The sequence below is a fragment of the Ancylobacter amanitiformis genome, assembly GCF_030814815.1.
Lineage (GTDB): Bacteria > Pseudomonadota > Alphaproteobacteria > Rhizobiales > Xanthobacteraceae > Ancylobacter > Ancylobacter amanitiformis.
Window position 1 is genome coordinate 343,686 of sequence record NZ_JAUSVR010000001.1, and the last position, 14,266, is coordinate 357,951.

General features: G+C 66.8%; 10 protein-coding genes. 1 reads left to right on the top strand and 9 read right to left on the bottom strand.

Features of this window, described 5'->3' with window-relative positions:
• Positions 1 to 14: 14 nt before the first annotated feature.
• On the bottom strand, positions 15 to 1,004 hold the full coding sequence (locus QOZ99_RS01540; protein WP_306888114.1) for a threonine ammonia-lyase: 990 nt from the start codon (positions 1,002 to 1,004) through the stop codon (positions 15 to 17).
• 151 nt (positions 1,005 to 1,155) lie between these two features.
• On the opposite strand from QOZ99_RS01540, the gene QOZ99_RS01545 reads away from it, so the two are divergent.
• A complete protein-coding gene (locus QOZ99_RS01545) occupies positions 1,156 to 1,776 on the top strand; it encodes a helix-turn-helix domain-containing protein (RefSeq protein WP_183190994.1) in 621 nt (206 codons plus the stop codon).
• 202 nt (positions 1,777 to 1,978) lie between these two features.
• Here QOZ99_RS01545 and QOZ99_RS01550 read toward each other — a convergent pair whose 3' ends face one another.
• The 8 genes from QOZ99_RS01550 to QOZ99_RS01585 form a co-directional block, all read right to left on the bottom strand.
• Positions 1,979 to 5,146: an efflux RND transporter permease subunit gene (locus QOZ99_RS01550; protein WP_306888115.1), complete on the bottom strand. Its 3,168-nt coding sequence runs from the start codon at positions 5,144 to 5,146 to the stop codon at positions 1,979 to 1,981.
• A 17-nt stretch (positions 5,147 to 5,163) separates the two neighbouring features.
• Positions 5,164 to 6,369, bottom strand: a complete 1,206-nt coding sequence (locus QOZ99_RS01555) for an efflux RND transporter periplasmic adaptor subunit (protein WP_306888116.1) — start codon at positions 6,367 to 6,369, stop codon at positions 5,164 to 5,166.
• Between the two features lie 140 nt (positions 6,370 to 6,509).
• Positions 6,510 to 8,054, bottom strand: coding sequence for a murein biosynthesis integral membrane protein MurJ (gene murJ, locus QOZ99_RS01560; RefSeq protein ID WP_306888117.1), 1,545 nt, complete (start codon positions 8,052 to 8,054; stop codon positions 6,510 to 6,512).
• A 33-nt stretch (positions 8,055 to 8,087) separates the two neighbouring features.
• Positions 8,088 to 8,681, bottom strand: coding sequence for a Uma2 family endonuclease (locus tag QOZ99_RS01565; RefSeq protein ID WP_306888118.1), 594 nt, complete (start codon positions 8,679 to 8,681; stop codon positions 8,088 to 8,090).
• A 59-nt stretch (positions 8,682 to 8,740) separates the two neighbouring features.
• Positions 8,741 to 9,910 carry a DegT/DnrJ/EryC1/StrS family aminotransferase gene (locus QOZ99_RS01570; protein WP_306888119.1) on the bottom strand — a complete coding sequence of 390 codons (1,170 nt, stop codon included), beginning with the start codon at positions 9,908 to 9,910 and terminating at the stop codon, positions 8,741 to 8,743.
• 13 nt (positions 9,911 to 9,923) lie between these two features.
• Positions 9,924 to 10,925: a Gfo/Idh/MocA family protein gene (locus QOZ99_RS01575; RefSeq protein ID WP_306888120.1), complete on the bottom strand. Its 1,002-nt coding sequence runs from the start codon at positions 10,923 to 10,925 to the stop codon at positions 9,924 to 9,926.
• A 134-nt stretch (positions 10,926 to 11,059) separates the two neighbouring features.
• Complete coding sequence (locus QOZ99_RS01580; RefSeq protein ID WP_306888121.1) at positions 11,060 to 12,580, bottom strand: SH3 domain-containing protein; 1,521 nt, start codon at positions 12,578 to 12,580, stop codon at positions 11,060 to 11,062.
• A gap of 369 nt (positions 12,581 to 12,949) precedes the next feature.
• On the bottom strand, positions 12,950 to 14,242 hold the full coding sequence (locus QOZ99_RS01585; RefSeq protein ID WP_306888122.1) for a nicotinate phosphoribosyltransferase: 1,293 nt from the start codon (positions 14,240 to 14,242) through the stop codon (positions 12,950 to 12,952).
• Between the last annotated feature and the right edge of the window lie 24 nt (positions 14,243 to 14,266).

The window sequence follows — 14,266 nt, forward strand, 5'->3', positions numbered from 1 at the left end:
CCGGCCCCGCCGGCTCAGGCGATGCCGAGGCAGCGTGCGAACACGCGGGCGTCGACATTGCCGCCCGAGAGCACGATGGCGCCCACCTTGTCCTTCAGGTCGAGCTTGCCCGCGAGCACAGCGGCCAGCGCGACCGCCCCGCCCGGCTCCACCACGATCTTCAGTTCCTCGAACGCGAAGGCGACCGCGCGCGCCACTTCCTCATCGGTGGCCGAGACCCCCTCGCCCACCATGCGCGAGGTGATTTCGAAGGTCAGCTTGCCCGGCGTCGCGGCGAGCAGCGCATCGCAGATCGAGCCGGACACCTGGTTGTTGCGCTCGCGCCCGCCGGAGCGGAACGAACGGGCATGGTCGTCGAAGCCGGCCGGCTCCGCCGTCATCACCCGCGCTTCCGGGAAACGATCCTTCACCGCCAGCGCGATGCCCGAGACGAGCCCGCCGCCCGAGGCGTTGGCAACCACGATATCGGGGGCGAGGCCAAGCGCGGCGAGGTCCTGGGCGATTTCCAGCCCGACCGTGCCCTGCCCGGCAATGATGTAGAAATCGTCATAGGGCGGCACGAATACCGCGCCCCGCTCGCGCGCGATGGCGCCGGCAATGGCGTCGCGATCATCGGTCTCGCGGTCATACTCGACCACCTCCCCGCCAAAGGCGATGGTGCGGGCGCGCTTCACCGCCGGCGCGTCCTTCGGCATCACGATCACCGAGCGCATGCCCATCAGCGTCGCGGCTGCCGCGACACCCTGCGCGTGATTGCCGGAGGAACAGGCCACCACGCCCCCCGCGCGCTGGTCCGGCGGAATGCGCGAAATGCGGTTATAGGCGCCGCGGAACTTGAAGGATCCGGTGCGCTGCAGCGGTTCCGGCTTCAGGAACACCCGCCCGCCCGTCAATTCGTCGAGCCTGGCGCTGGTGATCAGCGGCGTGCGCACCGCCACGGGGGCCAGCCGCTCGGCGGCGGAGGCGATGTCGTCGATGGTCGGGAGAGCGTTGGTCTGCATCATGGGCAAACTCTAGTGCGGCCGCGCGCGGCGCGCATCCATTATCCGATGGGGGCGGCTTTAGCCGTGAATCGGCAGGCCTGCCGCCCCTGTCATGCTTGCGCCGTCGCCTTCCGGCAACCTAAATTCCGACTTTGGTTCGGTTGGAGACGCCATGTCGGGACGCACGCGCAGCCTGGATCGCAACGGCATGGAAGCCGGCGCGCAGGCCATTACCGGACAGCTCGGCCGCACCATCCAGCGGCTGCGGAAAGCCTATAATCTCTCGCTGTCCGAGCTTTCCGAACAGTCGGGCGTGGCGAAGTCGATCATCAGCCAGATCGAGCGCAACGAGACCAATCCGACGCTGGCCACCGTCTGGCGGCTGTCGCAGGCGCTCGACATGTCGATCGACCGCTTCATGTCGGCGACCGATGACGAGCCCTTCGTCGAGCACCTCACCCGCGCCGACACGCCGATCCTGCTCTCGGAGGATGGCAAGTGCCGCCTCACCATTACCGGCTGGATCAAGACGGTGGAATGGCTGCAATGGTTCGATTTCCTCGCCGAACCCGGCGGCGAGCTGATTTCCGATGGCCATCAGCGCGGCTCGGTGGAATGCCTGTCAGTGCTGTCGGGCGAGCTGCAGGTGGAATGCGGCGACGTGACCGAGACCGCCCGCGCCGGCGAAACCCTGCGCTACCGCTGCGACCGGCGCCATGTCATCCGCAATCTCGGCAGCACCCCGGCGCACGCGACCATGGTGTGCCTGCTGAAGGCGGCCGTGCTGGATTGATGGAGCGCTTTCTCCCTCTCCCCGCGGGGAGAGGGGTCTTCTTTCGCTCCGCAATCGCCGAAGCCCTCACCGACCCGCTACGCGGGCCACCTCTCCCCAATGGGGAGAGGGAAAGCAAAGAACATGAAAAAGGCGCCCCGCGGGGCGCCTTTCGCATATCCGGATCAGGACGCCGGCCCGGCCGCACCCGGCGGCCATCCGCTCAGTGCGGCGAGCTGGCCGCGCGCGCCCGTTCCCGCCGGCGTTCGCCGAAGCCGGCGATCCAGCGGCTCACCACGTAGAAGGTGGGCGTGAAGAGCAGGCCGAAGAAGGTCACGCCGATCATGCCGGAGAACACCGCCGTGCCGAGCGCCTGGCGCAGTTCCGAACCCGCTCCCGTCGCCCGCACCAGCGGCACCACGCCGAGGATGAAGGCGAACGAGGTCATGATGATCGGCCGCAGGCGAAGCTGCGCGGCGTGCGTCGCCGCCATGAACCGGTTCTCGCCGCGATCCTCCAGCTGCTTGGCGAATTCCACGATCAGGATCGCGTTCTTTGCCGCCAAGCCGATCAGCACGATGAAGCCGACCTGACTGAGGATGTTGTTGTCCTGCCCTCGCAACAGAATGCCGGCCACGGCGGCGATCAGGCACATCGGCACGATGAGAATGACCGCCAGCGGCAGGGTCAGGCTCTCATATTGAGCCGCCAGCACGAGGAACACGAACACCACGCCGAGCGCGAAGGCGAAGATCGCCGTGTTGCCCGCCCGCTGCTGCTGGAAGGCCAGCGTCGTCCACTCGTAGGAGAAGCCGTCGGGCAGCGTCTCGGCGGCAATGTTCTGCATGAGCTGGATGGCCTGCCCTTGCGAGATGCCGTTGACGTCGCCGTCGAGTTCCGCCGCCGGGTAGAGATTGTAGCGCGGCACGCGGTAGGGACCGGAAATGTCGTTCACCTTGGTGAAGGACCCGAGCGGCACGGTCTCGCCCTTGTCGTTCTTCACCCGCAGCCGCAACAGGTCCTCCGAGGTCAGGCGATACGGCGCATCCGCCTGTGCCTGCACGCGGTAGGTGCGGCCGAACAGGTTGAAGTCGTTGACATAGGACGAGCCGATATAGGTCTGAAGCGTCGAGAACACGTCGGCGATGTTGACGCCGAGCAGCTGCGCCTTGGTGCGGTCGATGTCGAGGAAGAGCTGCGGCGTCGAGGTCTCGAACAGCGAGTAGACCTGCTTGAGCCCCGGCGTCTGCGCGGCACGGCCCATCATGGCATAGACCGCGCCCTGCAGCGCCTCATAGCCGCGCCCGCCGCGATCCTCGATCATCATGCGATAGCCGCCGGCATTGCCGATGCCATTCACCGGCGGCGGCATGACGACGATCATGAAGGCTTCCTCGATCGAGGCGAGCTTGCCGAACAGCGCGCCCTGGATTGCCGGAGCCGACTGACCGGGATGCAGCGCCCGCTCATCCGCCGGACCGAGGATGACGAACATCGCGCCCGCATTGGGTGCGTTGGTGAAGGTGGCGCCGGAGAAGCCGACAATGTTCACCACATGCGCCACGCCGGGCTGGGCGAGCGCGATCTTGGCCGCGCGCGTCATCACCTCGTTGGTGCGCGCGAGCGCCGCGCCGCCCGGCAGCTGCGCCGCAACAATCAGGTAGCCGCGATCCTGCGCGGGGATGAAGCCCTGCGGAGTCTCGGTGAACAGCTTGAAGCCGCCGGCGAGGATGGCGGCATAGACCAGCAGCACGATGACGGCGAAGCGCACCAGCTTGCCGGTGAGCCAGCCATAGCCCCGCGAAACGGCGTCGAAGCCCTTGTTGAAATAGTGGAAGAAGCCGGTGATCGGCCGCAGGAACCAGGCCGGCTTGTGGTCCGGTCCCTTGTGCGGCTTGAGCAGCAGCGCGCACATCGCGGGCGAGAGGGTGAGCGAGACCAGCAGCGAGATCAGCGTCGAACCGGCGATGGTCAGCGCGAACTGGCGGTAGAACTGGCCAGATATGCCGGTAATGAACGCCGAGGGGATGAACACCGAGGCGAGCACCAGCGAGATCGCCACCAGCGCGCCACCCACCTCGTCCATGGTCTTGTAGGCGGCATCGCGTGGCGACAGACCGGTCGAGATATTGTGCTCGACGCTTTCCACCACGACGATGGCGTCATCCACCACGATGCCGATCGCCAGCACGAGGCCGAACAGCGAGAGATTGTTCAGCGAGAAGCCGAACAGGCTCATGATGAAGAAGGTGCCGATCAGCGAGACCGGAATCGCGAGGATGGGAATGATCGCCGCGCGCCAGCTCTGCAGGAACAGGATCACCACGATCACGACCAGCACGATCGCCTCAAGGATCGTGTGTTCCACCGCGCGCACCGATTCCGCGATGAACTGGGTGGGGTTATACGCCGTGGAATAGGCGACGCCCGCCGGGAAACTCTTGGCGATGTCCCGGATCGCCGCCTCGATCGCCTGCCCCGTGGCCAGCGCGTTCGAGCCCGGCAGCTGGAAGATGCCCAGCGCCACGGAAGGCTTGGAGTCGAAATAGGAGATCGAGGAATTGTCCTGTGCCTCGATGTCGATGCGCGCCACGTCGCGCAGCCGCACCACGGCGTTGTTGTCCTGGCGGACGACCACGTTGCCGAACTCCTCGGGCGTGGACAGACGCCCGAGCGTGCGCACCGCCACCTGGAAGGCGAGCTGCTTTTCCACCGGCGGCGCGTTGAGCACGCCGGAGGCGACCTGCAGGTTCTGCGCCTGCAGCGCGGCGGTGACGTCGGTCGCGGTGAGGTTCAGCGCCTGCAGCTTCAACGGATCGAGCCACACCTGCATGGCGTAGTCGCGCGAGCCGAACACGGTGATCGAGCCGACGCCGGGAACGCGCTGGAGCTGATCCTTGATCTGCAGGTTGGCGTAGTTGGAAATGAACAGTGAGTCGCGCGAATCGTCGGGCGAGAACAGGCTGACGACCATCAGGATGTCGGGCGACGATTTCGTCACCGTGACGCCGATCTGCTGCACTTCCTGCGGCAGGCGCGGCGTGGCGGTGGCGACGCGGTTCTGCACCTGAACCTGCGCGATATCGAGATCGGTGCCGATGTCGAAGGTCACGGCGATGGAGAAGCGCCCGTCGGCCGTGGAATTGGAGGAGATGTAGAGCATCCCCTCCACGCCGTTGATCTGCTGCTCGATGGGCGCGACGACCGTGTCGGCCACCGTCTCGGCGCTGGCGCCGGGATACTGGCCGCTGACATTGACGACCGGCGGGGCGATGTCGGGATATTGCGCGACCGGCAGCGCGAAGAACGCGACGCCGCCCAGGATCATCACCACGATGGACACGACCGAGGCGAAGATCGGTCGGTCGATGAAGAAGTGCGAGAATTTCATGGCCGAAGCTCCCGCGTTCAGTTGGCGGGCTTGGCGGCGGCGGGAGCAGCCGCCGCGGCGGGCGCCGGCTGATCGGGCTTGCCGATCACCTTGGCGCCCGGGCGGATGCGCACCAGTCCGTTCACCACGATGAGATCATCCTTGCTGACGCCGCTCACGATGACCCGCTGGCCGTCATAGACACGGCCGAGCGTGACATATTTCATCTGCGGCACCTGCGGCTCCTCGCCGGGCTGCATCACGTAGACGAATTTGCGCGTCTGCTCGGTGCCGATGGCGACATCGGGCACCAGCACCGCCTCATGCGGCGCCGAGGACGGCACCTGAATGCGGCCGAACATGCCGGGCGTGAACACGCCGTCCGGGTTGGCGAACTGCGCGCGGCCGCGGATCGTGCCGGTGGTCTCGCTGATCTGGTTGTCGACGAAGTTCAGCGTGCCCTCATGCGGGAAGCCCTTCTCGTCAATCAGCCCGAGCTGCACCGGGATCGCCTTGCTGGCATCGCCCATGGCCTTCGCCATGCGCTGGTAGCGCAGGTAGGACGCCTCGTCATAGGTGAACTCGAAATAGATCGGGTCCAGTGAGGCGATGGTGGCGAGCAGCGTGTTGGTGTTGGCGCCTCCGGCACCACCGGTGACGAGATTACCGACGGAGACCTTGCGATCACCGATACGCCCGGTCACGGGAGAGCGCAGGTCGGTGAACTCGACATCGAGCTGGGCGGCGTGCACCGCCGCCTCCGCCGCCGCCACGCTGGCGCGCGCGGTGCGCTCGGTCTGCAGCCGCTGGTCATAGGCCTGCTTGGAGATGGCATTCGAGGTCTTGTCGTCGATCAGCGTCTGGGCGCGCTGCAGGTCGGACTGGGCGAAGTCGAGATCGGCCTGCGCCTTCTGCAGGTTCGCCTGCGCCTGGTCGAGCGCCACCTGGAAGGGCCGCTTGTCGATGGTGAACAGCAGGTCGCCCTGCTTCACCAGCTGACCGTCGGTGAAGTCGATGCTCTGGAGATAGCCCGACACGCGCGCATAGACCTGGACGAAGTCGATTGCGGCGAAGCGGCCGACATACTCGTCATAATCGGTGATCGAGCGGGTGGAGGGCTTGGCCACGGTGACGGCCGCGGCCTGCGGCGGCTGCTGCGCCGGCTTCTGCTCGGAACACCCCGCCAGCATCAGGGCACCAAGCGCGAGAGCAACGACGGAAAAACGCGGCAACGCACCTGACATGCATCAATCTCCGAGACTGCGAAGGTGAAACTTCGGTCCCGCTCCGAAGTCATGGGCCATGTCCCGATCCGCCACGGAAACGACTGGCGATGACCGATTAGCAAATTTTGCTGCAATGCGTAAGCAATAAAACGGAGCCCTTACGGGCGCGTCGGGCGAGCTCGCAACAAGCCTTTGAGGTAGCGAGGCCCGATCAGCACACCGGTAAGCCCCACATAGACCGCCCCGCCCGCTGCAATGCACAAGGCGAGCAGGGCGATATCCTGCCCTTGCGTCAGCCGATAAACCAGAATCGGCCCGTAAATGCCGGTCGCATACAGCGTCGCGGCAATGGCCAGCGCGATTGTCGCGAGGCGCGGCAGCACACGCAGCAGCGCGGCATCGCCGCATTCATAGCCCCGCCGGTGCGCCAGGAATGCCAGGACGAGCACCGTGATCCAGCCGCCCGCCGAAGTCGCCAGCGCCAGCCCGACCTGTTGCAGATCGTGCATCAGCCAGATCTTGAGCGCGATATTGACCGCCGCCGCGCCGAGCGTCGCCATGACCGGGGTGCGCGTGTCGCCCCGTGCGTAGAAGGGCGACATGAAGGCACGCATCACCACGAAAGGCAGCAGCCCGATGCCATAGGCGGCCAGCGTCGCCCCGGCAGCCGCCGCCGCCTCGGCCGTGAAGGCGCCACGCAGGAACAGCCCGCGCATGATGATGTCGGGGATCACCAGCGCAGCGGCGAGGAAGGGCAGCACCAGCAGGACCGTCAGTTCGATGGCGCGCGCCTGCGCATGGCGGGCGCCATCGACATCGCCGGCGGCGATGCGCTTCGACATTTCCGGCAGCAGCACGATGCCCGCGGCGATGCCGACCACGCCGATCGGCAGCTGGTTGATCCGATCGGCATAGAACAGCGCCGCGATCGCCCCCTGCGGCAGATAGGAGGCGATGATCGTATCGGCGAAGATGGCCAGCTGCGTGCCCGCCGAACCGATGATCGCCGGGCCCAGCGCGAGGAGGAAGCGGCGCATTTCCGGATCGAGCCGCGGCCGGCCGAAGCGCAGGCCGAGCCCGTGCGTCTGCGCGTCCCACACCAGCAGGCCGAGCTGGAGAAATCCCGAGATCAGCACGCCCCATGCCGCCGCATCCCCGGCGCTGGGAAACAGGCCGACCGCGCTCAGCGTCCCGACCATGGCGACATTCAGCAGAATGGACGCGGCCGCCGCCGCCCAGAAGCGGTCATTGGCATTGAGCACGCCGCCGACCAGCGTCACGACCGCGATCAGCCCGAGATAGGGAAAGGTGATGCGGGTGAAATCGACCGTCAACGCGAAGCGCTCGGGATCGTCCGCCAGCCCGGGGGCGAGGATGCGCACCACCCAGTCGGTCGCCACCAGCGCCAAAGCGAGGATCGCCAGCTGCACGAGCACCACCGCGGTGAGAATGCCATCGGCGAAGCGGCGCGCATTCGCCTCGCCCTGCACCGTCTTCACCCGCGCGTAGGCCGGCACGAAGGCGGTGTTGAACGCGCCCTCGGCGAAGATCGAGCGAAAATGGTTCGGCAGGCGGAACGCGATGTAGAACGCATCCGCCACCGGCCCCGCGCCGAGGATCGCCGCCATGACGATGTCGCGCACGAAGCCGGTCAGCCGCGAGAGCAGCGTCCAGCCACCGACGGAGAAGATGCTGCGAATCATGGAATGTCCGGCCACGCTGTGAGGTGGCGGAACCTAACGGAGCCCACCTTCGCCCGCCAGCGGGTCGGGAAACCTCATATCCTCGTAAATCTCGGCCATGGCGAGTTCGGCGCGGATGCCGGGAAGGCCGACGACGCCCTCCAGCCCGTCAAACGCCGCCAGTTCCCAGCCATCGCCGGGCGCCCGCCACCATAGCAGCACGCTCGGCACATCCGGCTCGACCAGCAGAATATAGGCGAGCGAAGGCAGCGCCTTGTATTCTTCGAGCTTGCGCACGAGGTCGGTCTGCCGTGTCGACGGCGACAGCACCTCGACGACAAGGCGCGGCGAACTCGCCTCATAGGCCGTGTCCAGCCGAACACCGCAGTCGACCAGAGCGTCCGGCCGCCGGATATTGCCGGTCATCGTGGCGACAGCGATGCCCGCGGTATTCGCCCGGCACGGCGACCCGCGCAGCTTTTGGCGAAGAGCGGCCAGCACGTTCAGCGTGATCGTGTCATGGCGCTGACTCGCGCCGGTCATCGCCTTCAGCGGAAAGCCGTCCACCAGTTCGTAGCGGACGCCGTCCTCGCCGGGCCAGCGATAGAACTCTTCCGGCGTCATGCGCTTCAATGCGTGCGGTGCCATCGACCGGTTCCTTGCGGGAGCCGGTCCATCCTACAAAAAGGCGGGGTAAGGGAAAGAAGCTATTTTCCCAGCGCGCGCCGCACCGCCGCGACTACCCGGTCCTGGCTCGCCTCGTCGAGATAGGCGTGCATGGGCAGGCTGATCACCTCGCCTGACAGGCGCTCGGAGACCGGCAGGCCGTTGCCCGCGGCGGGAAACTGCTCATAGGCCGGCTGGCGATGCATCGGGATGCGGTAATAGACCGCCGTCGGCACGCCTTCCTTCTGCAGCGCCGCACCGAGAGCGTCGCGCACGCCCTGCGGCAGCCGGATCGTGTATTGCGCCCAGATCGAGGTCGCGCGCGGATCGACGGCCGGCACGATGGCGACATCCTTCAGCGCCTCGTTGTAGCGCGCGGCCACGCGCTGGCGGGCTGCGATCTCATCTTCGAAAATGCTGAGCTTCTCCAGCAGGATAGCGGCCTGAATGGTATCCAGACGGCCGGTCATGCCGATGCGCACGTTCTCGTATTTGTCGATGCCCTGGCCATGCTCGCGCACGCTCTTGAGCACCGGCACGAGGTCGTCATCCTCGGTGAAGACCGCGCCGCCGTCGCCGAAACAGCCAAGCGGCTTGGCCGGGAAGAAACTGGTCGCGGTGGCATCGCCGAACGAGCCGGTGCGCTTGCCGTTCCAGGTGGCGCCGAAGCCCTGCGCGGTGTCGCACAGGATCTTCAGCCCGTGTTCCCGCGCAATCGCCGTGATGGCGTCGAGATCGGCCGGTTGGCCGAACAGGTCGACCGGGATCACCACTTTCGGGGTGAGGCCCTTTTCCTTCGCCACCGTGATCGCCGCTTCAAGGCTGCGCGGGTCGATATTGAACGTGTCTTCCAGCACATCGACGAAGACCGGCGTCGCACCGACCCACGGCACCACCTCGGCGGTGGCGCAGAAGGTGAAGGAGGGGCAGAACACGGCGTCACCGGCCTTCACGCCCCAGGCCATGAGGATCATGGCCAGCGCATCCGTGCCGCTGGAGCAGGAAATGGCATGCTTGGCGCCGGCGAAGGCGGCGAGCCGGCTCTCCAGTTCGGTCACTTCCGGGCCATTCACGAAGCGACAATGGTTCAGCACCCGCGTCACCGCCTCGTCGATGCGCGAGCCGAGCCGGGCGCGCTGCGAGGCGACATCGATGAAGGGGATCGGCGCGAGGGACACGGGGGCGCTCTCGGTCTTCACATGCGTGTTCATATCGGATCCTCGCTCAGCCGGCAGCGACCACGCGCAGCGGCGTCGGGTCGGCGACCGATTTCGCGGTCGGGAAGTTTTCCAGGCATCGAATGGCGGTGGCGATGGCGGCGACGCCATCCTCGCCGGACACCGCCGGCCCGCGCTCGCCACGCACCGCTTCAAGGAAGCGGGTCAGTTCCACGCGCAGCGGCTCGGCATAGGCGACGGGCAGATGGCGCATCGAGTAGCTGCCATCGGGCTTGTAGTCGAAGCACTCCGTGACCTGCCGGGTCAGCAGGTCGCCGATGACGTATTTGTTGCGCGTGGCCACATGCACCGTGCGCGCCTTGAACGGCGTCAGCCAGTTGGTGTTGATATGCGCCAGCACGCCGTTGGCGGTGCGGAACTGCAGCAGCGCGATATCCTCGCGGTCCGCCACCGCCGCCTTCACCTGCGGCTGGATCTCGGCGATCTGCGATCCCGTGAAATGGCAGATCAGGTCGATGTCGTGCACGGCGAGATCGATCACCACGCCGACATTCGACATGCGCGGGGGAAACGGCCCGACGCGGGTAATGCCGATGGAGAGGATTTCCTCGCCGCGAATGGCGTTCTTGATCGCCTCGACCGCCGGGTTGAAGCGCTCCACATGGCCGACCATGAGGGCGACACCCTGCCGCTCGGCGGCGTCGACAATGGCCCGGGCCTCCGCCACGGTCGGCGCGATCGGCTTTTCCACCAGCACATGCTTGCCCGCCGCGATGGCGGCGATCGCGACATCGTGGTGCAGATGGGTGGGCGCCGCCACGACCAGCGCATCGACACCGAGGGCGAACAGCGCGTCCACATCCGCCACGGCGGGGCAGCCCAGCATCGCCGCGACCTTGCCGCGCTGGACCTCATCGGGATCGGCGATGCCGGCGAGTTGCGCGCCGGGAAGGTCGTTCAGCACGCGTGCATGGTTATAACCCATGACGCCGACACCGACGACGCCGATGCGAATGGGAGCGCTCGTCGCAGCCTCGCCTTGAGCCATGAATCGTTTCCTTGCGTGGGTAATTTACCGTGACCGGGGGTCTAACACGCGGTCCGGAGGGAGGCGAGCGCGGGCGGCACATTCACCGCCGACGTCGCTTCAATAAATGATTCAAGATGTTACGGCGAAAGCGCTCATTCCGGCGCGGCGTCGGCCTGCTGGAGCGACTTCTGGTCTACGTAACTCCTGTAGACGTAGCCGCGCTTGCCCTCGACGATCACTTCGCACCAGTTGGTGCAACCCACCAGTTCCACCTTCTGGCCCGCCGGCAGGTTCGAGATCACCGAAGCGTTTCGCTTCGGTGCGGTGCGCATGGAGACGGACGAGCGCAGCGCCACCACGCCAACCGGATCACCGCCAAAGGCGGATTGAGAATCGGCCGTGTCGCCGGACACATCCGGCTCTTCGCCCGCGACATCCGCCGGCGCGCCGGCAGCCACAACGACGGTCTCGGTCGGCTTCGCGGCAGGCTTGGCGGCGGCGTGCTTGACCGGGGCGGGCGGGGGAACGGGCGCGCGCTTGGGCGGCGCGGCGACCGTGGCGGCGTCCGCCGGCTCGCTCGCGGCCCCGGCAATGTTGGCCCCGCCGGGGGCGAAGGCGGTCACACTGGCCGGCAATTCAGGAAGATCCGACGAGTTGAACACCGGCCTGGCATTCCGCAGCATCGGATTCTGCACGGAGGCAAGGGCATCGGCGGCGCTCTCCGCATCGGTCTCGGGCTCATATTCCGGCTCGACATCCGGTGCGGCAGCCACCTCCGTCATGGCGGGCTCGGGTTTCGGCCCGGCCGGCGGCGACACCGGATCGAAAGCGGCGACCGCCGGGCTGATCAGGCTGGCCCCACTCGAAGGAGCGACGCTGGCGATGGCGGCATTGCCGATCGCGTCGGCGGCGACTTTCGTCTCGTCACGTCCGACCACCGATTGGAGCGCGACGGCACCGCCGCCGACCACCACCATGCAGGCCACCAGCACACCCACGCGCTGCCAGGTGATGGCCTCGCTCGAACTGGCGCTGCGACGCCGGCGGGCCGGCGCGTCGCAATCGCTCCGGCGGGCGGCGCCGAAACCGCGCCGACGCGGCTCCAACGCTTCGGACGGGGCCGCGACGGGGGCCGAGGGGGCGGCACGCGGCGCCGACGGGGCGGCACGGGGGGCCGGCGCCACCGGCGGATGAGCTTCCGCCGGACGCGGCTCGGGGGGGCGCGTTTCCTCGACGATACGCGGGGCCGGCTCGGTGATGCGCGCGGCGGGCGCCACGACGGGCGCGGCTTCGGCGACAGGGCGGGCCGGGAACATGTCTTTCACGTCGCCCAGCGCGGCAATCCGGCTGCGCAACTCCGCATAGGCCATCGGCGCGGGGCGCTCGCTCGGGGCGTAACGACGCGGCGGCTGGGTGGCCGGCCGAGCCGGAACGGGCTCCGCGGCCATCGCGGGCGCGGGTTCTGCCGGAGCCGGATGGGCGGATGAGGCTTGCGGTTCACCGCCGGGCACGGGATCGCGCTCCGGCGCGGGCGACGCTGCGGCGGGCTCGGTGGAGCGGGAGACCTTCTCCTGCTCGAGAGAGTTCAAAATTGCTCGGAAATCGCTGACAAGCGATGACGAAAGACCCTGACCGCGCGGCTCCTGCGACGACATCGACATGGCGCTGATCACTCTACCGGCGTTTCGGAAAAAACGATTGGGCAGAAACGCATACGCTTCGCCTGGAAGGTCTCGGCCTCGGATCGGGCTGCCGACCGCTGACGCATCGCTGCGCCGAAGATCGCCCTCTCGGTCACGCGCGGATCAACACTTCGCATGCGTTACTTTCCGGTTCTGGGACGGGCCGCATCGGAACCCCTCACCAATACTCACCTTGCTGACTCGCACGCTCCGAACACCACACTAACGGCAGATCCGGGCTTGATGCAAGAAAGCCACAACACTGATTTTTCAAATTGGCCACCGATTGCGGCAACTCTGGGCCCGATTGCACAATCTCTGTCTGGTATTTATCGGACTACCTCCCGATTAAGGTGTTATTCACACCGTCTGGGCGCGGGCGAGCTGCGGCGACGCCTCGAAAACCCGTTGATAGCGGGCGATTTCGTCGGCCGGCCCCATCGCCTTGGTGGGATTGTCAGAAAGTTTCACCGTCGGGCGTCCGTCGGCGGAAATCACCTTGCAGACGATGGAGATGGGATCGAGCCGGCCTTCCCGCGCAAAGCCGCGGAAATCATTGGTCAGCAGCGTCCCCCAGCCGAACCCCATGCGCATGCGGCCGTCGAAATGGCGGTAGATGCGCTCGATGTCGCCGATGTCGAGCGCATCGGAAAAGATCGCCAGCTTGCGCGTCGGGTCCTGCCCGCGGGCGCGCCACCAGGCGATCGCCTCCTCGCCACCCTCGATCGGCTCCTTGCTGTCGATGCGGATTCCGGTCCATCCGGCGACCCAGTCGGGCGCGTGGGCGAGAAAATGCGAGGTGCCGAACGTGTCGGGCAGGATGACGCGCAGATTGCCCTCATAGTCCTTCTGCCAGTCGGACAGCACCTTGTAGGGTGATTCGGCCAAATCGGCGTCCGAATCGGCCAGCGCGCCATAGACCATCGGCAGCTCATGGGCGTTGGTGCCGGTCGCCTCCACCTCGCGGCGCAGCGCGATGAGGCAGTTGGACGTGCCCATGAAGCGCTCGCCAAGCCCCTCCATCATCGCCTGCACGCACCAGTCCTGCCACAGGAAGCCGTGCCGGCGACGGGTGCCGAAATCGGCGACATTCACCTCGCCGAGCTTTTTCAGCCGCTCCACCTTCTCCCACACCCGCGTCATCGCCCGGGCATAGAGCACCTGCAGCTCGAACCGGCCCATGCTGCGCAGCACGGCGCGCGAGCGCAACTCGTTGATGATGGCGAGCGCCGGGATTTCCCACAGCGTGGTCTCGATCCACGGCCCCTCGAAGGTGAGTTCGTACTGCCCCTCGCGCCGCTCCAGATGATAGGCGGGAAAGCGGAAGCGCTCGAACCAGGCGATGAAATCCGGCGAGAACATCTGCCGCTTGCCGTAGAACATGTTGCCGCGCAGCCAGGTGGATTCCCCGCGCGTCAGCGTCAGCGAGCGCACATGGTCGAGTTGCTCGCGCAACTCGCCCTCGTCGACGAAATCGGCGATGCGCACGGTCCGCGTGCGGTTGATGATCCCGAATGTGACGCGCGTGTTGAAGTGACGCCGGTAAATCGTCTGCGCCATCAGAAGCTTGTAGAAATCCGTATCGAGCACCGAGCGCACGATCGGGTCGATCTTCCAGTTGTGATTATAGACGCGCGTCGCGATGTCGATCATGCACAGAAGGCCCCGTTGCCCGAG

Excerpts from the sequence above, each read along its gene's own strand:
- murJ (WP_306888117.1), bottom strand. The coding sequence starts at position 8,054 with ATGATTCGCAGCATCTTCTCCGTCGGTGGCTGGACGCTGCTCTCGCGG.
- QOZ99_RS01570 (WP_306888119.1), bottom strand. The coding sequence starts at position 9,910 with ATGAACACGCATGTGAAGACCGAGAGCGCCCCCGTGTCCCTCGCGCCG.
- QOZ99_RS01555 (WP_306888116.1), bottom strand. The coding sequence starts at position 6,369 with ATGTCAGGTGCGTTGCCGCGTTTTTCCGTCGTTGCTCTCGCGCTTGGT.
- QOZ99_RS01575 (WP_306888120.1), bottom strand. The coding sequence starts at position 10,925 with ATGGCTCAAGGCGAGGCTGCGACGAGCGCTCCCATTCGCATCGGCGTC.
- QOZ99_RS01545 (WP_183190994.1), top strand. The coding sequence starts at position 1,156 with ATGTCGGGACGCACGCGCAGCCTGGATCGCAACGGCATGGAAGCCGGC.
- QOZ99_RS01540 (WP_306888114.1), bottom strand. The coding sequence starts at position 1,004 with ATGATGCAGACCAACGCTCTCCCGACCATCGACGACATCGCCTCCGCC.
- QOZ99_RS01565 (WP_306888118.1), bottom strand. The coding sequence starts at position 8,681 with ATGGCACCGCACGCATTGAAGCGCATGACGCCGGAAGAGTTCTATCGC.
- QOZ99_RS01585 (WP_306888122.1), bottom strand. The coding sequence starts at position 14,242 with ATGATCGACATCGCGACGCGCGTCTATAATCACAACTGGAAGATCGAC.
- QOZ99_RS01550 (WP_306888115.1), bottom strand. The coding sequence starts at position 5,146 with ATGAAATTCTCGCACTTCTTCATCGACCGACCGATCTTCGCCTCGGTC.